Annotated in this window: 22 protein-coding genes; all 22 read left to right on the plus strand. The window is 38.7% G+C overall.

The window, feature by feature from the left end; translation table 11 throughout:
- The first annotated feature begins 2 nt into the window (after positions 1-2).
- Positions 3-920, plus strand: coding sequence for a tRNA (adenosine(37)-N6)-dimethylallyltransferase MiaA (miaA, locus tag K9L86_01165; protein MCF7907478.1), 918 nt, complete (start codon positions 3-5; stop codon positions 918-920).
- Entirely contained in the window at positions 913-2,181 is a 1,269-nt protein-coding gene (gene hflX / locus K9L86_01170) for a GTPase HflX (protein MCF7907479.1), read from the plus strand. The genes miaA and hflX overlap by 8 nt, the downstream gene beginning before the upstream one ends.
- Positions 2,182-2,275: 94 nt before the next feature.
- Positions 2,276-2,626 carry an HPF/RaiA family ribosome-associated protein gene (locus K9L86_01175; protein MCF7907480.1) on the plus strand — a complete coding sequence of 117 codons (351 nt, stop codon included), beginning with the start codon at positions 2,276-2,278 and terminating at the stop codon, positions 2,624-2,626.
- 85 nt (positions 2,627-2,711) lie between these two features.
- A complete protein-coding gene (locus tag K9L86_01180) occupies positions 2,712-3,452 on the plus strand; it encodes a hypothetical protein (GenBank protein MCF7907481.1) in 741 nt (246 codons plus the stop codon).
- Positions 3,449-4,021, plus strand: coding sequence for a nucleotide exchange factor GrpE (gene grpE / locus K9L86_01185; protein MCF7907482.1), 573 nt, complete (start codon positions 3,449-3,451; stop codon positions 4,019-4,021). The genes K9L86_01180 and grpE overlap by 4 nt, the downstream gene beginning before the upstream one ends.
- Before the next feature lie 2 nt (positions 4,022-4,023).
- Entirely contained in the window at positions 4,024-5,931 is a 1,908-nt protein-coding gene (gene dnaK, locus K9L86_01190) for a molecular chaperone DnaK (protein ID MCF7907483.1), read from the plus strand.
- A 5-nt stretch (positions 5,932-5,936) separates the two neighbouring features.
- Positions 5,937-7,034, plus strand: coding sequence for a molecular chaperone DnaJ (gene dnaJ, locus K9L86_01195; protein MCF7907484.1), 1,098 nt, complete (start codon positions 5,937-5,939; stop codon positions 7,032-7,034).
- Positions 7,035-7,046: 12 nt separating this feature from the next.
- The gene (locus K9L86_01200; protein MCF7907485.1) at positions 7,047-7,325 is read left to right on the plus strand and encodes a hypothetical protein; all 279 of its coding nucleotides are present in this window, start codon (positions 7,047-7,049) and stop codon (positions 7,323-7,325) included.
- A gap of 9 nt (positions 7,326-7,334) precedes the next feature.
- Positions 7,335-8,531, plus strand: a complete 1,197-nt coding sequence (locus K9L86_01205) for a DUF1015 domain-containing protein (protein ID MCF7907486.1) — start codon at positions 7,335-7,337, stop codon at positions 8,529-8,531.
- Between the two features lie 2 nt (positions 8,532-8,533).
- Complete coding sequence (accD, locus tag K9L86_01210) at positions 8,534-9,364, plus strand: acetyl-CoA carboxylase, carboxyltransferase subunit beta (protein ID MCF7907487.1); 831 nt, start codon at positions 8,534-8,536, stop codon at positions 9,362-9,364.
- Positions 9,365-9,397: 33 nt separating this feature from the next.
- Positions 9,398-10,501 carry a sn-glycerol-3-phosphate ABC transporter ATP-binding protein UgpC gene (gene ugpC, locus K9L86_01215; GenBank protein ID MCF7907488.1) on the plus strand — a complete coding sequence of 368 codons (1,104 nt, stop codon included), beginning with the start codon at positions 9,398-9,400 and terminating at the stop codon, positions 10,499-10,501.
- A 106-nt stretch (positions 10,502-10,607) separates the two neighbouring features.
- On the plus strand, positions 10,608-11,753 hold the full coding sequence (locus K9L86_01220) for a sensor domain-containing diguanylate cyclase (protein ID MCF7907489.1): 1,146 nt from the start codon (positions 10,608-10,610) through the stop codon (positions 11,751-11,753).
- Positions 11,735-12,703 (plus strand): GGDEF domain-containing protein, encoded by a 969-nt coding sequence (locus K9L86_01225; protein ID MCF7907490.1) that lies wholly within the window; start codon positions 11,735-11,737, stop codon positions 12,701-12,703. Before K9L86_01220 ends, K9L86_01225 begins: the two co-directional genes overlap by 19 nt.
- 98 nt (positions 12,704-12,801) lie before the next feature.
- Entirely contained in the window at positions 12,802-14,238 is a 1,437-nt protein-coding gene (locus K9L86_01230) for a hypothetical protein (protein MCF7907491.1), read from the plus strand.
- Between the two features lie 16 nt (positions 14,239-14,254).
- The gene (locus K9L86_01235; GenBank protein MCF7907492.1) at positions 14,255-15,211 is read left to right on the plus strand and encodes a phosphate acetyltransferase; all 957 of its coding nucleotides are present in this window, start codon (positions 14,255-14,257) and stop codon (positions 15,209-15,211) included.
- Positions 15,212-15,221: 10 nt separating this feature from the next.
- On the plus strand, positions 15,222-16,328 hold the full coding sequence (locus K9L86_01240) for an acetate kinase (protein ID MCF7907493.1): 1,107 nt from the start codon (positions 15,222-15,224) through the stop codon (positions 16,326-16,328).
- Positions 16,325-16,687 (plus strand): aspartate 1-decarboxylase, encoded by a 363-nt coding sequence (locus K9L86_01245; GenBank protein ID MCF7907494.1) that lies wholly within the window; start codon positions 16,325-16,327, stop codon positions 16,685-16,687. The genes K9L86_01240 and K9L86_01245 overlap by 4 nt, the downstream gene beginning before the upstream one ends.
- Entirely contained in the window at positions 16,650-17,180 is a 531-nt protein-coding gene (gene def / locus K9L86_01250) for a peptide deformylase (GenBank protein ID MCF7907495.1), read from the plus strand. The genes K9L86_01245 and def overlap by 38 nt, the downstream gene beginning before the upstream one ends.
- Positions 17,149-17,349 (plus strand): DUF6485 family protein, encoded by a 201-nt coding sequence (locus tag K9L86_01255; GenBank protein ID MCF7907496.1) that lies wholly within the window; start codon positions 17,149-17,151, stop codon positions 17,347-17,349. The genes def and K9L86_01255 overlap by 32 nt, the downstream gene beginning before the upstream one ends.
- A 5-nt stretch (positions 17,350-17,354) precedes the next feature.
- A complete protein-coding gene (locus K9L86_01260; GenBank protein MCF7907497.1) occupies positions 17,355-18,287 on the plus strand; it encodes an FAD-dependent oxidoreductase in 933 nt (310 codons plus the stop codon).
- On the plus strand, positions 18,287-19,258 hold the full coding sequence (locus K9L86_01265; GenBank protein ID MCF7907498.1) for a flippase-like domain-containing protein: 972 nt from the start codon (positions 18,287-18,289) through the stop codon (positions 19,256-19,258). The genes K9L86_01260 and K9L86_01265 overlap by 1 nt, the downstream gene beginning before the upstream one ends.
- The gene (locus tag K9L86_01270; protein MCF7907499.1) at positions 19,203-19,658 is read left to right on the plus strand and encodes an NYN domain-containing protein; all 456 of its coding nucleotides are present in this window, start codon (positions 19,203-19,205) and stop codon (positions 19,656-19,658) included. The genes K9L86_01265 and K9L86_01270 overlap by 56 nt, the downstream gene beginning before the upstream one ends.
- The last annotated feature ends 35 nt before the right edge of the window (positions 19,659-19,693 follow it).

Genomic DNA, 19,693 nt, shown 5'->3' on the forward strand with positions numbered 1-19,693 from the left:
TTATGAATCCGATTATTTGTATAGTTGGTCCGACCGCCTCCGGGAAAACTCAAACTAGTTATCTATTGGCTCGTAAGCTTGGTGTTGAGATTATTTCTTGTGATTCGATGCTTATCTATCGGGAGCCTTCAATCATTACTTCAAAGCCATCGCACCAGCTATTAGCCGAAGTTAACCATCATTTTATCGGAATAACTTCGGTTAGCGAAACTTATAGTGTGTTTGATTATTTTCGTTTGGCCACCGAAGCAATTAGGGCTCTTTATTTTAAAAATCAATCTCCGGTAGTTTGTGGCGGAAGTGGCTTATATTTCAAAGCTATAATTGACGGTATTTTTCAAGGGCCGGGGAAAAATGATCAATTGCGCGAGTCTTTAATGAGAACTGCCGAGACCTACGGTAAACAATATCTTTATGAGGAGTTAAAAAAAGTAGATTCGCCGGCAGCAATGAGAATTTCTCCCAATGATTTAAGAAGAACCATCAGAGCACTTGAAGTCTATTATGAAAGCGGCATGCCGATGTCTCAAAAACAAACCTTTTCTTTTGGGTTATGGGGAGATTTGCCGATTAAGATATTTGGTCTGCGGCTTAAGCGTAAAGAACTATATCACCGGATTGAAGAAAGGGTTGATCAGATGTTTGTTGAAGGCGCCGTAGATGAGGTTGAAGCTTTAAGACAGGGCAATTTGAGCCTTACTGCCGAGAAGATAATTGGGGTAAAAGAAATTTCTGAGTTTTTAGATGATAAGGTAACTGAGGCTCAGGCTAAGGCTAATATGAAGAAAAATACTCGCCATCTAGCTAAACGTCAAATAACTTGGTTTAAAAAAGAAAAGCGTATCGAGTGGATAGATATTGATGAACAAACTCCTAAACAAACTGCTGAATTAATCGAGTCACGAATTAGCAATGCATGAAACCATAAAAAAAGAAACCGCACTCTTGGTCGTGGTTAAAGAACCTAAAGAACTTTGGCTTTTTGAGGATTTAGCCTCGGAGTTTAAAAATTTAGTTATTTCTTCGGGGATTGAAGTGACTGAAGTTGTTTTAGTGAAACTGGCTCAGCCTAACCCTTCGCTTTATATTGGAAAAGGCAAGGTAGAAGAGATTAGACTTAAAAGGGAGGAGCTAGGGGTCGACGTAGTAATTTTTAACGCTAATTTGAAATTTACTCAACAGAGGAATCTGGAAGAAATATTAAATGTTAAGACCATTGATCGTACCCAGCTGATTTTAGATATATTCGCCAAGCACGCCCATAGTCAAGAAGGAATACTTCAGGTTGAGCTAGCTCAGTCTCAGTATCTCTTGCCGCGACTTAGAGGAAAAGGTATTGCTCTTAGCCGTTTAGGTGGTGGCATCGGGACCCGGGGCCCGGGTGAAAAAAAGCTTGAGGTTGATCAGAGAAAAATTTCCGATCGGATAAGTAAAATTAAAGAAGAACTTCATGATCTAGGACAACATCATAATCTGATGCGCAAGCGGCGCGATAAGGCTAAAGAACATATGTGTTCTTTAGTTGGCTATACTAATGCCGGAAAGACTACCTTGTTTAATCTTCTAGCTCAAAGTGAGCAGGTAGAATCAGCCGGCTTGTTTACAACTTTAGATACAGTAACTCGTCAGTTTTCCTTAGCTGTTGGCCAAAAAGTAGTACTATCAGATACAGTAGGGTTTGTTTATAATTTACCTCCGAACCTAGTTGAGTCTTTTAAAACTACTCTTGATGAGTTGCAGTATTCAGATGTTTTATTACATTTAGTTGATCTGAGTAGTAAAAATTTCTTGCAGCTTAAGGCAGCGGTTGATAGTATCTTGACGGATTTAAAACTTGATTTAAAACCGACAATTGTTGTTTTTAACAAGATTGATAAAATTTCCTCCCGAGAGGTTGAATTTTTAAAAAAAGATTATCCTAAGGCGGTTTTTATTTCTGCTAAGAGTGGTTTGGGTATAGAGGAATTAAAACAGGTAATTTCAATCAATATTTTTAAAGATACCCTAGAGGTTATAGCCAGGGTACCATTTGATCATATGGAAATTGTTAACTATTTGCATAAAAATTGCGAGGTTTTGGAAAGCAACTATGAAGATAAAGAGGCTGTTTTTCACTTAAGGCTAAAGCGGGACAAATTAGATTATATTAAAAATCAGGGGATCAAGACAAAGAAAGCTTAGATACTGTTAAAATCAACAGTTGAATGATTGGTAAAACGCGGTAGAATTAGTTTCTTAGGTGAAGAGTTGTAACTAAACAAAAAAGGGAGTTGTAATGCGAGTTGATGTTTCTTTTAAGTATCTCAAGAAAAGCGATTTTATTAACAATGTTTTAGATAATGGTTTCAAAAAGATTGAGCGTCGGATTAAGATGTTTCGGCGCAACGACCCAATACATATTTCAGTACACCTAGAGAAGAACCCTCATAAGGAGCAATATTTTTGTAAATCTCACGTTTATCTGCCTTCATCAAAAGTTTTAGCTGCTAACGAAAAGGGCACCAAAGTTTCTTTGGCCATAAATAAGACCTTTTCGGCTTTGAGCAAGCAACTAGATAAAGAGAAACATAAGTGGCAAAAGCAGCTAAGAATCCGCCGTCAGAAGGACTCTTTTGACTTTGAATAAAATAACAATTTTTTCTTGACGAGGCTGAAGCGGTGTGTTAGGATACTTAGCACTCTAAGAGCTAGAGTGCTAAAGGAGATTGATTATGGTACGAAATATTGATAGCCAAGAAAGAGAAAATGAGATTCTCGGCTTAATTATTGAAAGTTATATTGAGCAGAGTAAGCCGATCAGTTCAGCTTATTTATGTGATAATCATAAGCTTAATTGTTCACCGGCAACGATTAGGAATGTAATGCTTTCTTTAGAGAGGAAGGGGCTCATTTCTCATATTCATACTTCAAGCGGCCGCGTGCCGACTAAGCAGGGTTTTAAGCACTACGTAGAAAGTTTAAAACAGGAAGAGCTTCAAAAGCAGCAGCCATCTAATCTTGATTTTCATTCACTTCCTGAGTCCAACATTGAAGAGGCAATTAATTATTCTTTAGATAGTTTAGCCAGTCTGAGTGGTTATGCTTCGTTGATTGCTGTTTCTGGACAGGATGAGCGGTTTTCTTATCGAGGGATGCGTTTTATATTAGAGCAGCCGGAGTTTGAGGATATCTCCAAACTCCGTCATATAATCTATGCTCTTGAAGTGAGGATGATCGATTTTCAGCATCTTCTTTTTGACTATATTGATGAGAATATAAAGATACTTATTGGTGATGAGATCGGATTCGAAGAGATTTCTGATTGTTCTTTGATAGTCTCGGGAATTCACGAAAAAGGGGTTGCTCTTTCGCTGGCTCTTTTGGGTCCGATGCGGATGAATTATTCCAAAGCCGCATCATGTCTAAACTCAGTGAGAAATCAGCTTCGTGAAGTTGTTGAGGAGTTCGTATGACCAAGAAAAATAAAAAACAGACTTCAAAGGAAGAAGCGTTAGAGAAAATTCAAAAAGAGTGTGATGAGCTTCGCGATAGATACTTAAGGCTTCAGGCGGAGTTTGATAATTATCGTAAACGTTCATTGAAAGAAAGGGGTGATTTTGTTAAGTTTGCTAACGAAGGTTTAATTGTTGAGCTGTTAGGCATTCTTGATAACTTCGAGCGTGGCATAAAAGCAGCAGACCTAAAGAAGGATTTTGACCTTTTACATCAGGGTGTGGACATGATTTCAAAACAGCTGCACGGATTGCTAGAGAGCAAGGGTCTAAAGCGAATAAAAGCACTGGGTGAGAAGTTTGATCCACATCAACATGAAGCAATGCAGGTAGTTGAGACTGAAGGTGTCGAGCAGGACATGGTGATTGAGGAGATGCAACCGGGCTATTTGCTGAATGGGCGTATAGTCAGGCCAGCCAAGGTTAAAGTTGCTAAGGCAAAGGAAGAAAAAAAGGAAGACGCAGAGGAAGATATAATAGAAGATCAAACAGAAGAAGTGATAGAGGAAGATTTTAACAAGGGAGGTTAATTATGGCAAAAGTAATTGGAATTGATTTAGGGACATCTAACTCATCAGCTGCAGTAATGGAGGGTGGCAGGCCAACAATAATTCCATCAGCTGAAGGAGCTGGCGTTGCAAGTGGAAAGGCTTTCCCTTCGGTAGTTGCCTTTACTAAAGATGGCCAGCGATTGGTTGGTGAACCAGCCAGGAGGCAGGCTTCAGTTAATCCCGAAGGAACAGTCTTGGCGGCCAAAAGAAAAATTGGAACAAACTTTAAATTCAGCGTTTATGGTAATGAATATACACCGCAGCAGATTTCAGCCTTTATTTTGCAAAAGATAAAGCAAGATGCTGAGAGTTATCTTGGTGATACGGTAACCGAGGCAGTGGTGACTGTACCAGCCTACTTTAATGATAATCAACGCCAAGCTACTAAAGATGCTGGAAAAATTGCCGGTTTAGAGGTTTTGCGAATTGTCAATGAGCCTACGGCGGCTTGTCTAGCTTATGGATTGAATAAGGTTGGTAAAGAACTCAAGATCATGGTTTTTGACTTTGGCGGTGGAACTCTAGATGTAACGGTTATGGAAATGTGGGCTGAAGGGGGCTTTAAAGTTCTCTCAACCTCCGGTGATACTCATCTTGGCGGAACTGACATGGACAAGGTTTTAATCGACCATATTGCCGAAGATTTTAAGAAACAGTCGGGCATTGATTTACGTAATGACAGTATGGCTATGCAACGTTTACGTGAAGCAGCTGAAAAGGCAAAGATAGAGCTTTCCAGCACCTTGACTACTGAGATAAATTTACCTTTTATTACTGCTGATCAATCAGGCCCTAAGCATCTTACAATTTCACTCAATCGAGCTAAAGTCGAAGAGCTAGTTACGCCAATTATTGATAAGTGTAAGGCTCCGCTTCAGCAGGCTTTAGATGATGCTAAGTTGTCAGGTGGCGATATTGACAAAATTATAATGGTCGGTGGACCGACTCGGATGCCGATTGTTCAAAAGTTTCTTGAAGATTATGTCGGTAAAAAGATTGAACGGGGTATTGATCCGATGGAGTGCGTTTCAATGGGTGCTGCAGTCCAGGCATCAATCATCAAGGGTGATACTAAAGATGTTTTGCTTTTGGATGTTACACCGCTTTCTTTAGGTATTGAAACTCTAGGCGGAGTATCAACTAAATTAATCGAAAGAAACACAACGATTCCGACTAAGAAGAGCCAGGTTTTTTCAACCGCTGAAAGCAATCAGCCGGCAGTTACAATAAGGGTTCTGCAAGGGGAGCGGCCAATGGCTAGTGATAATATTGAGCTTGGTCGGTTTGACTTAGTGGGAATCCCACCGGCACCACGCGGAGTGCCCCAGATAGAAGTTACTTTTGATATTGACGCTAACGGAATAGTTCATGTTACCGCCAAAGACAAAGGTACCGGAAAAGAGCAGTCAGTTCGGATAACTGCCCCGGATAAGTTATCTGAGGCTGATGTTGAAAAAATGGTTAAAGAGGCTGATAAGTATGCCGATGAAGATAAACAACGAAAAGAAGCAGCCGAGTTAAAGAATAAGGCTGATACTTTAGTTTATTCGACTGAGAAGTCGCTTAAGGACTACGGCGATAAGATTTCTGAAGGTGACAAAACTGATATTCAGAATAAACTTGATGCTTTAAGGGAGACTTTAAAGTTAAAAGAAGCAACTAAAGAGCAGATTGAAAAAGGCCTTGATGAATTAACTAAGGCTTCTCATAAGCTAGCTGAACAGGTTTATAAGGCTCAGAGTGCTCAGCAACAAGGGGCTCAAGATGCCGGAGCCGCTGGCCAAGGTCAGGCTGGCCCAGAAGCTAGTCAGCAACAAGATCCACAAACTGGCTCAAAAGATGATAATGTTGTTGATGCTGAATATAAGGAAGAAGATAACAAGCAGTAATCATAATGAGTACTGCTAAAGATTATTATGAAGTTATTGGGTTGAGCAAGGGTGCGACCGTTGATGAGGTTAAGAAGGCTTATCGGCAGTTGGTAATGAAGCATCATCCTGATCGAGTGCCTGAAAATCAGAAAAAAGTCGCTGAAGAAAAGTTTAAAGAAATCTCTGAAGCATATGCGGTTTTAAGCGATCCTCAGAAAAAGCAGCTTTATGATCAATATGGTCATGCTGGAATAGACTCTCGTTATTCAACTGAAGATATTTTCCGCGGCGCAGACTTTTCAAGTATATTCGGCAATGCCGGCGGAGGCCTTGGTGGAATTTTTGAGAGCTTATTTTCTAACTCTGGAGTGTTTGGTGGATCGGGATTTTCTGGATCTGGCCGGACGCGTTCCGGCGAGGATCTTCAGATTCAAGTTACGATAAGTCTCGATGAGGCCTACCGAGGCGTAGAAAAGGATATTTCCTTTGGCCGGAATGATAATTGTTCCCATTGTTCAGGAAGTGGTGCTGAACCTGGATCAAGGAAGCAAACTTGTTCTACTTGTCGGGGAAGAGGCCAGGTTAGCGCAGGGTTGGGAGGTTTTATTAATTTTGCTCAAACCTGCCCTAATTGCCAAGGTCAGGGCGAGATTATTAAAAATCGCTGCAAGAAGTGTTCAGGAGCCGGCAGGATAAAGGTTAAGAAAAATCTTAAAGTTACTATTCCGAAAGGGGTTGATAGCGGATCGGTTTTACGCCTAAGGGCTGAAGGAAGTTGGGCATCTGGAGCTAGAGGTGATTTATATATTTACATCAATGTTAGAACCCATCCGCAGTTTAAACGCCAGGGTGATACGATACTTTGTGCGGTAAAGTTAAATGTTATCCAGGCAATACTGGGAGCTGAAATTGAAGTTCCTACTTTGTCTGGCAAAGTTATGATGAAGATTCCGCCAGGTACCCAGCCCAATACGGTATTTAGGTTAAAAGGAAAAGGAATAATTGATTTACATTCAAAACGTCCGGGAGATGAGCTTATCGAAGTAGAAATAGAGATACCTAAGAAGCTATCTTCTCGAGAAAAAAAGCTCATTGAGCAATGGGCAAAATTAATAGGATGAGGGAGTGATAATATGCCAACTTACGATTACCAATGTTTAGATTGCGGAGATCATTTTGAACTTTTCCAGAATATGAGCGATAAAGTGCTCAAGGCTTGCCCGAAATGTAAGGGTAAAGTTAAAAGGTTAATTGGCTCAGGGAGTGGTTTGATTTTTAAGGGAAGTGGATTTTACGCAACAGACTACAAAAAACAGAATAAAAGTTCCAATAGCAAAAAGGTATCTTCGCCAGATTGTTCTGGATGCAAGGATGCTCCTAAGTGCCCGCAAGGCAAGATAAACAAAGAATAAGGAGGTTTTATGCCTAAAACAGTAAAACCGTTAAAGGCTACTTATTATAATCCGGCTATCTTTAAGGACTATTCTAGATTGGTTTCTCCACCTTATGATGTAATTAATAAAGACAAATTAAAAAGTTTACGTAAAAAGTCTCCCTATAATTATTCCCGAGTTCTTTTGGCTGATCGAGGTGACTATAAGCAAGTAGCCGTCCGGCTTAAGAAATGGCTGGATTCACAAATACTAGTTGACGATCAGAGCGAGAGTTTTTATATTTATGAGCAGACTTTTAAGGTTGAAGGGAAAACTTTTCGACGTTTTGGTGTTTTTTCTCTTTTACGGATGGATAAAAAAGGTATTTTTCCTCACGAACATACCTTAAGTGCTCCGAAAAAAGATCGTAAAGCAATAATTGAATCAACTAAGGCTAACTTAGGTCCGATATTCGTTATCGCTACTAAAGAGCTGAATAAATTAAAGAAAGTCTATAATAACTGTCGTCAGCAAAAGCCTCTCTTTAAGTGTCAAGATAGCTTCACCGGTTTGAATAAGGTTTGGAAGATTTCCGATAAGCGGCAGGTTGCCAGTATTTGTCAGGATATTTCTAATTCAAAAATAGTTATCGCTGACGGACATCATCGTTTTGAAACTTCTTTTAATTATTTTAAAAATAATAAAGATAAATTTAAAGATTTAAATTATGTTTTGGCTTATATTACTCCGCCGCAAGAGGGATTAGTAATTCTGCCTACTCATCGGGTTTTAGCTGCTAATAAATCAACAGCATTGATTCCTGATAAATTAAAGAAATATTTTCGTATTGAGAAAATTTCAAAATCAGGGTTGGATAAAAAGTTGAAGTCCCGAGGGCCTTTTTGCCTGGGCCTATATCATCAGGATAAATTTTTATTTTTAGAGTTGAAAGATGAGCGACTTTTAGATAGAATACCCAATAAACTTTTTCGGCAGTTAGATACTTATATTTTTCATAAATTGATATTGCCGATGTTTAAGTTAGACGGCGCAATTGAATATACCCATAGTCTTGCTGAGGCTAAAAAAATGGCCGGTAAAACAAAAATCGGTTTTCTTTTACGGGCAGTACCTTTAGAAACTGTGTTAAAAATATCACGAAAAGGTTTTAAGTTTCCCCAAAAATCAACATATTTCTATCCGAAAATTTTATCGGGTTTGCTGATAAGGAGGTTTGGAGTTTGAGAATATTTAAGAAGACTTTTGGTGGCCCGAAGAAACAGAAGAAAAACATTCCTGACGGCTTGTGGAGCAAATGTCCGAGCTGTTCGCATCTTGTTTTCAATAAACTATTAGAGGAAAATTCAAAGGTTTGTCCAAAATGCAGCCATCATTTTTTGCTTACTTGCTGGGAACGAATAGCCTTGATGACCGATAAGGATAGTTTTAATGAGATATCAGCTGGGTTAACCTCACGTGATCCGCTTGAATTCGCCGGCCCTAAGACTTATCGTACTAAACTAGAGGAAGCAACTAAAGCAACTGGATTAAAGGAAGCGGCTGTAGTCGGTGAGGCTAAAATAGAGGATAAACCAATTGCTTTGGGTGTCACTGATTCTCGTTTCATTATGGGCTCAATGGGTTCGGTGGTTGGTGAAAAAATAACCCGGATAGCCGAACTTGCTTTAGCTAAACATATTCCTTTAATAATTGTTTCTGGTTCTGGTGGCGGAGCAAGGATGTATGAGGGCATGCTTAGCCTTATGCAGATGGCAAAAACTAGCGGTGCCTTGGCGAGGCTTAAAGAGGAAAATATTCCCTTTATTTCAATTCTTACTAATCCGACTATGGCCGGAGTTATGGCTTCTTTTGCCGGTTTAGGCGATGTAACTATTGCTGAGCCCGGTGCTTTAATCGGGTTTACTGGTCCGCGAGTAATTAAACAAACGATAAAACAGGATTTACCTAAGGGGTTTCAGACTTCAGAGTTCAACTTAAAGCACGGAATGATCGATATGGTCGTGCCAAGGAAAGAGCTGAAAGCAATTTTAGCTAAATTGCTTTATTATTTATCTTGACATAAATCCCTTTAAAACTTACAATTTTAACTTATGGCTGAAGTAGTTTTAAAAAATATCACTAAATCTTACGCTAGCGGAGCTGACGCGGTTAAAGATATAAACCTTAAAGTAGAGGATAAGGAGTTTGTAGTTTTAGTTGGTCCCTCTGGTTGCGGTAAATCGACTACTTTGAGGATGATTGCCGGCCTTGAGCAGCCAACCAAAGGCGAAATTTATGTCGCTGATAAATTAGTAAATGAAGTTCCGGCAAAGGATAGGGATATTGCCATGGTTTTTCAAAACTATGCTCTTTATCCTCATATGAACGTTTACAATAATATGGCTTTTGCTCTGAAGTTACGTAACTATTCTCGTGAAGATATAGATACTCGGGTTAAAGATGCTGCTGAGATTTTGGGAATAAGTGCCTTAGTTGATAGAAGACCGCGACAAATTTCCGGTGGTGAACGCCAGAGAGTTGCCGTCGGAAGAGCAATCGTCCGGAAACCTCAAGTATTCCTTTTTGATGAACCCTTGAGTAATCTTGATGCTAAGATGCGGGTTCAGATGCGAACTGAGATTCATAAGCTTCATTTAAAAATTCAGACCACAATGATTTATGTAACTCACGATCAAACTGAGGCTATGACTTTAGGAGATCGAATTGCAGTAATGAAGGATGGTGAGATTTTACAATTTGATACACCGCTGAATGTTTATGATAATCCAGTCAGTAAGTTTGTTGCCGGATTTATTGGTTCACCGCCAATGAACTTTATGAATGGTAAAATGGTTAAAGATGATTCTGGTCTTTATTTTGACGAAGGAAGTTTTCGGGTCAGAGCTTTAGATGAGATGTATGAAAAGCTAAATGCTTATGCCGGAAAAGACATTATTTTTGGAATACGTCCAGAAAATATTTACGATAAACTTTTTGCTTCTTATGCAACTGCCGATAATACCCTAAGTGTCCTTTGTGAGGTTATGGAAACTATGGGTTCGCAAAACCATCTTCATTTCTCTACCGGAAAACACACCCTGATAGCTGTAGTTGAAGCCTCTAATAAACCTTCTATCGGAAGTATGGTTGAAGTAGTTTTCGATATGAGGAAAGTCCATTTTTTTGATCCTTCAAACGAACGTATCATTGTATAAGCGTAATATTCTTATAAGCTTACCGTTTCTATTAATAACTTCAGTCATTTTATCTCTCCATCCCAAAGGGGGACCTCTCTTTTTAATTCCAGCCGCAGTCAGCATTGTGATATTTATAGTTGTCTGCAAGATCCGAACTTTTATTATTTCTCAGCATCAAGGTGAATTTGAGAATTTTGATGAAAAAATAAATATTTTAAATAAAAGCATCGAAGAGAAAAATAAGATTTTGAACTCGTTTCCTAAAAAAAGTGAGCGAGCTTCCTTCCTTTTTGATATTTCTAAGAGTTTAATTGAACTAATTGAACTGGAAGAAATTTTTAATTCATTAATTAAAATCCTGGAAAAACTTTTTCCCGAAGCCGACAGTATTTTGATTTTCAGTTTTGACAAGGAAGGCGGGGCCTTAGAGCTTAAGCACTCTCTGAAACGTAAATTTAATACGATAAAAGAGAAAAAAGGCAGTAGCTTGGATAACTGGGTATTACATCAAAATCGTTCGCTGTTGATTGAAGATATTACTAAAGATTTTCGTTTCGATGCATCTAAGCTTACGGCTTATTATGAGCGTCGAGCACATTCATTCGTTTTAAGTCCTTTGTCGGTTGGCCGCAGGTCATTGGGGTTGGTGCGGATTGAAAGCCAAAGGCCAGGGGAGTTTTCTTTAGACGATTCAAGGCTCCTGCGGAATGTTTGTGATTTGGGCGTAGTGGTTCTGGAGCGTTCAGTTCTTTTTAAAAAAATTAAGGAGTTAGCCACCAAGGATGCTTTAACCGGACTATTTGTGCGTAGTTATTTTTCAGAGTATTTTTCGAGAGAATTAAAACTTATTCAGCGCCAAAACGGTAGGCTAGGCCTGATTATGCTTGATATTGATGATTTCAAAAAAATAAACGATACTCATGGTCATGTAGTGGGTGATTTGGTTATAGTGAAATTAGCTGACATTTTGCAAAAGAGTCTCACTAAAAGATCCGGTATAGTTTCTCGGTTTGGTGGAGAAGAGTTTACATTGCTTTTGCTTGAAATCAGCCTTAAAGAGCTTGTTGCTTGCGCTGAGGAAATTCGTTATGCAGTCGCGGCAGCCAATTTAGCATTTCGCAGAAAGAAAATTCAGTTTACAGTTTCTTTAGGGGCGGCTCTTTATCCGGACAATGCTACAACGCCTACTGGATTAATTGAGGAGGCCGATCGAGCACTCTATAAGGCTAAACGGGAGGGTAAGAACAAGACGTGTTATTCTGGACAGTAATAGCTATTGGGGAAGTAATTTTTTTAATCGAGGCTATTGTTTTTTTAGTTTGGTTCCGTAGTCAGGCTAACAAGAAGCGAGAAAATCTGTCTAAACAGGTTGCAAGTTTAGAAGCATCCGAATTCCAAATAAGAACAAAACTTGATAACTTGGAATCTATTCTTGCTGAGCGTTTTCTTTTTTATGATATGACCCGCCGGCTCGCTCCTTTACTTGATAAAAAAGAGCTTTTTGCTAATTTTTTGCAAGAGTTAAGCTATCTTGGTCCGATTGAGACAATGGAATTGTCGACAGAAATAATGCCCGAGGAGTACTTGAGGTTTGAACTAGGCAAGGGGGTTAGGGAGGTATTGTATTTAAAGACAAGCTCAAAGAAGGTTGCTGAATATGCTTCTTACTTTGTAAAGATATTGCGTTTATGTCTTGAGCGTATTCGTCTTTATGATCGATTACAGCAGCTGTCTATTTACGATTCTTTAACTAAGATTTATAATCGTCGCCATTTCATGCAAAGATTTCAAGAGGAATTTGAACGGGCTAAAAAGTTTAAGCATAATTTGGCATTCCTAATGATTGATATTGATCATTTTAAAAAAGTTAATGATACCTATGGTCATTTAGTCGGTGACGTAATCTTAAGAGAGGTTGCTCGTTTGATTAAAAAGAGTACAAGAGGAATAGACTTAGTAGCTCGTTTTGGCGGAGAGGAGTTCTCGGTAGTTTTGCCGGAGACCGACAAAGGCGGCGCAATTATGCTGGCCGAGCGTATTAATCAACATATTAATCGAGCACCAATTAGTGCTTTTGACGAAAAAATTATAACAAAGGTAAGCGTTGGGGTTGCCTCTTACCCTGAGAATGCGGTTAATTCTGATATTCTTCTTGAAGTTGCTGATAAGGCTCTTTATAAGGCTAAAATTTCCGGTCGCAATCGGGTTTCTTGGTTTTAGATTAAAAACATCTCAGTTTATACTATTTAATATTATAAATAATTAAGATTGATATTTTCAGTAATTTGTAGATAATAAGATACTTAAGGAGTTAATTAATGAGCAAAGACTTAGAAAAATATTTGTTGGCGGCTATAGGTAAAGAAAAAGATAGCCTACCCAGCGACAATCCTTATCGGGATGTTGGCTTTGACGGGGAGAAACGACGCCTGGGTTGGATACTTCCGGCATCCTTCATAGAGATAGAGAAGTCCTTAAGGGCATTGGCGCCTATTCTAGAAAACAAAGAAACTTTTATTTTTGTTGGCATGGGTGGCTCAATAAATGGAATAAAACCCCTACTTTCTTTGTTTAAAAATAAACAGTTTTATACTTTCGACAATTTAGACCCTAAAGCAGCTTCAGAACTTATTTCAAAGGTAGCTGATTTTAACAAAACTTTAGTTGTTTCGATATCTAAATCAGGCACAACTAAGGAAACTCAGCTTTTAGCTAAAACCTTACAGGAGTTATTTTCTAAAAAATTAGGATCGGACCAATGGCAGAAGAACTTTCTTTGGTTGAGCGATAAGCCTTCTTTTGACAAGCTCAATGATTTAGGTTGGCAGGGTGTTGCCAAAACTCCTATTCAGTTTGATTCAGAAACTGATATTGGCGGCAGATTCTCTTCACCGCATACCTGTATTTTTTTCTTACCGCTATTTTTACTTTTAGGTCAAGATTTAGATAAACTGAAAAATGTCTATGATGATTTTGTTTCTTTGCAGGAAGCAACTAGGGCGGAGGCCTGTCGCAAGGTTGAACAATATCGAGATACCAAGGAAGCTTACTTTTCTCCTTTAATTGATGAGATTCTAGGTAAATCTTTTTCTTCTTGGATAGTTCAGCTTTTCCAGGAATCTTTAGGTTCAAAAAGCACCCAACTCGCAGTCAAGACTATAACTAACTTAAAAGATACAGATCAGTTTTGTTCTTTAAGCTTAGATTTAGAGATTAGCGATAAGGTAGTTGAGCTTATGGAGCAAATGTATTTTTTCCAAGTGTTTATTGCTTATTATTCAGCTTTAAAAGGAATAAACTTTGTTACTCAGGAATTTGTTGAAAAGTATAAACAAGAGATGGGTCGTTTAGAAGGAGCCAGTGGCGAAAACCAGTCGCCGCAAGTAGTAAATTTAGAAGATATTATTAAAGATTTACGGTCGAAGATAACCGAAAGGCAATGCTTTATTGAGGTGGTGCTTTATTTTTATCCTGATTCTGAGTTCATTGAGGCGACTAAGTCTAGATTGGAAAAAGAATTCCCGGACAAACAAGTTTTAGTTTTTGTTGGTAGCGATTGGAACCATCAATCCTATCAGGCTGCTTTCGGCGCTAAAGATACTTTTTATGTTTTACTTACCTTAGATCAATATGCTCAAAGGGCGTCAGTGGTGAGCGAGGCAACAAACGATCGTAACATAGGAGCCTTAAAGCTTATTGCTCAAGCGACCTACCTTACTTTGAAAGACAAGTCAATTTTTTCTGTTTTTAAATAGTTATTAAGGAGGATTTATGGATGAAATTATCAAGAAACTATGGGGTCGGGCAAAAAGTGATCCTAAGGTAATAGTTTTTCCGGAAAGCCAGGATGAACGAGTTATTGAGGCGGTTAAGCGCATTGAACAGGAAAAAATAGCCAAACCTTTACTACTTACTCCGGATAATCTTAAGCCAGAACATCAGGAAGAGTTTGCTAGTATTTTTTTTGAACGCAAGAAGGCAAAAGGGGTTACTTTTGAAGAGGCCCGAGAGCTCATGAATAATCCTTTATACTATGGGGCGATGATGACTCGCTATGGCAGCGCCGATGGTCTTGTTGCCGGAGCCGCATACACCACTTCCTCGGTTTTAAGAGCAGTCCTTGGCTGTTTGGAGATTGATAAGAGTGCGGGGGTGCTTTCTAGTGCTTTTATCATGATTGTTCCTAATTGTTCTTATGGTGAGAATGGTGTTTTTGTTTTTGCTGACTGTAGTGTGATACCTCAGCCGAGCAGCGGGCAGCTTGCAAATATTGCTATTTCCAGCGCTAGATTTACAAGTAAAGTACTTGGGGTTACACCTCGGGTTGCATTTTTAAGTTTTTCAACCAAAGGAAGCGCTAAGAATAAGTCAATTCAAAAGGTGAAAGAGGCGGTCGAAATTGCCAAATCTAAGAATAGTGGATTTTCAATTGATGGAGAGCTTCAGGCTGACAGTGCTTTAGTACCTGAAATTGCCGCCAGAAAGCTTAGTGAAAGTGAAGTTGCCGGAAGAGCTAATGTTTTAATTTTCCCCGATTTAGATTCCGGAAATATTTGCTATAAGCTGACCCAGCGTTTAGCCAATGCTAGAGCGATTGGCCCGATTATTTTAGGAACCGTGCAACCTTGTAGTGATTTATCGCGCGGCTGTGACGTTAATGATATCGTTGACTGTGCTGCAGTTACCGTAATAAGAGCTCAGGAAAAAAGCAAAACAGCTAAGAGATAAGAGAGTCGGTATGAAAATATTGGTCATAAATTGTGGTAGCTCATCAATAAAGTATAAGCTTTACACTAAAGGCAGCGATCGGCCGTTAGCTAAAGGTCTTATTGAAAAAATAGGTGAAAAAGGTTCAAGCGTAAAAAATCATAGCCAGGGGATTAAGAATCTTGTTTCGGATATTCTTGAGAGCAAAATTATTAGCAGTCTAGACGAGATTAAGGTAATTGGCCATAGGGTTGTTCACGGGGCAGAGACTTTTAGGCAGCCTCATTTGATTGATTCAAGAGTAATTAAAAAAATTAAGCAGTGCTCATCCTTGGCGCCGCTTCATAATCCGGCTAATCTAGCTGGAATTTTTGGCTGTCGGAAGTTATTTCCTCAGATACCACAGGTAGCAGTTTTTGATACTGCTTTTCATCAGAGTATATCCAAAATTGCCTATACGTATGCTATAAACAATAGTTATTATAAGAAACATAAGGTAAGAAAATATGGATTCCATGGAAGCTCGCACCAGTTTGTCGCTAATCAAGCAGCTAAGCTTCTTAAACGCCGATTATCCAAGTTAAAGTTAATTACTTGTCACTTAGGGAACGGTTGCAGTATAGCTGCTATTGATAAAGGTAAATGCGTAGATACTTCGATGGGTTTTACTCCCCTAGAGGGCTTAGTGATGGGAACTCGTTCCGGCGATATAGATGTAGCTGCTGTTTTTTATATTATGAAGAAGGAAAAGCTATCGGTCTCAGAAATGGATCGGATTTTAAATAAAGAAAGTGGGCTTCTAGGTGTTTCAGGGATAAGTAATGATTTTCGTTTGATTCAAAAGGCAATGGTTCGAGGTTCAAAGAGTGCTAAATTAGCTTATCAGGTTTTTGTTCATAGAATCAAAAAATATATCGGAGCTTATCTTTTTATTTTAGGCGGAGCCGACGCGATCTGTCTTACCGGAGGCATTGGTGAGAACTCTCAAAGAGTGATCGATGGTTTAAGAAGGGATGTTTCAAAGTTTTTAAGAAAGAAAACAGAAGTTTTAGTTATCCCTACTGATGAAGAGCTAATGATAGCGCACTTGGCTTTAGAAACCGTAAAGCCAAAATTAAAAAAGAGGAAGAAAAAATGATGAGGACAATGCTTAAATCAAAAGTTAGCTATGCAGTTTTAACTGATTTGCAGCTTTATTACAAAGGGAGTATAACTGTTGATCAGGCGATAATGGAAGCTGCCAATTTAAAGGAAGGCGAGCAGGTCGATGTCTTAAATGTGAACACCGGCGGACGTCTGCAGACTTATGTAATTAAGGGTGAAAAAAACAGCGGTACGATTTGTTTGAATGGGCCGGCGGCACGTTTGGGATTTAAAGGCGACAAAATTATAATTATTTCGTATGCGGCCTATTCTGAAGAAGAGTTAAAAGGCTTTAAATCACAGTACGTGGAGTTAGATGAGCAAAACAAAATTAAGAATACATACCTGGCCTGAGAAGATTTTACGCAAGAAGTGCAAAAAAATTAAGGTGGTTGACGATTCGATACGTTCCCAGCTTTCGGAGATGTTGACCTTAATGCGGGTGACTGATGGCTTTGGTTTAGCCGGAAATCAGGCGGGCTTAGACGCTTCTTTAATCGTGGTTGGGATTGAGGATAGCGTATTTAAGCTGGTTAATCCTAAAATTATAAAGCGGGAAGGGTCGATATCTTTCCCTGAGGGATGCTTAAGTTTTCCTGGCTTAGAGATGGAGGTTAAGAGGGATAATAAAATTTTGATTTCTGCCTTGAATGAGAACGGCAAGAAAGTCGAGATTGAAGTCGAAGGGGTGCTTTCAGTTATTTTTCAGCATGAAATTGACCATATCGAGGGAAAAGTTTTTATTGATCGAGTTTCTTTTTTGAAAAGATTGCAGATTGCTCCCAAGCTAGCAGCGATTACCAGGAGGACAAGAAATGTCTTGCGAAAACAAGAAAAAAAACACTGATTTTTGTAGTTGCAGTTATCCTGGTTGTCCGCGAAAAGGGGTTTGTTGTGAGTGTCTGCAGTATCATTTAGCTAATAATGAAATTCCCGGATGTCTTTTCCCGCCTGAGGCTGAAAAAACCTACAATCGTTCGAGAGACTATTTTATTTCTATTTGTAAGGATAAATAATAACAATGAACGATCCAAAAGATTTAATTATTGTGGGAGCCGGTATAGCCGGAGTAAGTGCAGCTATTTATGCTAAACGGTCTGGGCTCGATTTTTTAATTTTCGAGCCTCAAGCTGTTGGCGGACAACTTTTGCTTATGCAGGATATCGATAACTATGTCGGTATTGGCTTAGGTTTGAAAGGTGTCCAGATGGCTCAGACTTTAGTTAAGACTTTGGATGATTTAGAGATCGAGGTCATCAATGAACGAATAAGTAAAGCTGAATTCGAAAAGGATCAGGTTATTTTTCAATCAGAAGATGCTACTTATATTGCAAAAACAGCTATTATTGCAACTGGGGCTAGTTTTAAAAAATTAGGTTTGGCCAAAGAGGCTAAATTTACTGGCAAAGGTATATCTTATTGTGCGGTTTGTGATGGTTTCTTTTTTAAGGGAAAAGACGTAGCCGTGGTCGGCGGTGGTAATACAGCAGTTGAAGAGGCTTTGTATCTTTCGGACATTGCCAATAAAGTTACCCTTATTCATCGTCGCGATAAGTTAAGATCACTTGATTATTTACAGAAGCAGCTTTTGGCTAAAGATAATGTAGAGATTGCTTACAATAGTGTAGTGGTTGAGCCCAAGGGTAAGGAGCTATTAGAGGAAATCATTATTGAAGATAACCTAACTAAAGATAAGCGTACCATAGCTTTACAGGGGTTATTTGTTGCAATCGGCATTAATCCAGCAACTGAAATTTTTAAAGAGTTGGTAGCAAGAGACGATAAAGGTTTTATAATCACCGATCAGGAAATGAAGAGTTCTTGCGATTTAGTTTGGGCTTGTGGCGATTGCCGCAAGCGTCCCCTAAAGCAGCTGATAACGGCAGCCTCAGAAGGTGCTACAGCTGCCCTCAGCGCCTATAAGCACATTAAAGGTCATTATATAAGTTCCTAATGTCTAAGAAGAAGAATTTCTTTCTAATTTTTAAAGTTGTTGTAACTATAGCAATTCTCTTTGCTCTTTTTAAGCTAGTACCCTATCAGAAAATAATCGAAGTTTTCAAAGATTCAAATAAAATATATCTTTTTTATGCTGCACTTATTTTCTTTAGTTGTTATTTTATTGCTGCCTGTCGTTGGCGCTTTCTTCTTTCTTCTCTAGGCGTTGACATGTCTTTTAAAGAAGTTTTCTATGCTTTTTTCTCAGGTCTGTTTTTTAATTTATTTTTTCCGTCTTTTGTTGCCGGTGATGTATTTAGAAGCATGAGTATTTCCTATCGCCACGGCTCAGCAAAAAAAGTTGCCTCGTCGGTGCTGATGGATAGATTCAGTGGTGCGATAGCTTTGGTTTCAGTTTCGGCGATAGCCTATTTTTTCGGCAGAGATATTTTGAATGACCCTCAGATAATTGTAGCCATAGCTATTCTTTGTTTGATAATTGTGTTTTCGTCTTTAGTAATATTTAATCGGAAAGTCTTTTTATTTTTAACTAAGATTTTTAGAAAAAATGATGCGATTGAAGAGAAAATTATTTCTTTTCATGATCAGCTTTATTTTTTCAAAAATAACCCCAAGGTGCTTTTAAAAAGTTTGTATTTTTCGGTGCCGATGCAGATGCTAACTGCCATCAGTTTTTTTATTGCTTCTCGAGCATTTGGAGTAGAGGTGAGTATTGTTAATTTTTTAATTTTAGTTCCGATAATTATGGCAATAGCGATGATTCCAATTACGATTGCCGGAGCCGGCACCCGAGAGGCCTCAGCAGTTTACTTTTTTTCTCTAATCGGAATAGAAAAAAGCATTGGATTGGGAATATCTTTACTTAACCTCATTCTTATGATAGTTGTTGGAATCTTAGGGGGTATTTTTTATGTTAGTGTATATCATCGATGGCTACAATCTCACTCACCGAGTAAAAAGTCTTAAGAGTTCCAGTACTCCTCAGAAGGATCTCGTTCATTATATTGAAAAAAATCGTCTTACCGGAAGCAAAAACAACAAAGTAATAATTGTCTTTGATGGTGGCTTAGAAATAGATGTCAGACAACAATCAGGTTCTTTTAATGTTTTTGGTAGTGGTGAAGTTAGCGCTGACGATGTAATAAGAAGAAAGGTTTCGACAATAAGGACTAAAGGCGAAGTGGTGGTAGTAACTGATGATAGAGCTTTGAGGGATTCGGTTCGGGGGCCTAAAGTAAAACTCTGCCGAATAGCCGATTTTATTAAACTTAAGTCAAAAGATGTTCCAGAAGCTGATAAGGATATAAATTATACCTTGCAACATGAAATCACTGAGGAAATGAGAAAGATTTGGCTTGATGAATAATTTTTAAAGGCCATTTGACTAGTTGGTTAATTTAC

This window comes from Candidatus Omnitrophota bacterium (assembly GCA_021735655.1).
Lineage (GTDB): Bacteria > Omnitrophota > Gorgyraeia > Duberdicusellales > 4484-171 > JAHKAJ01.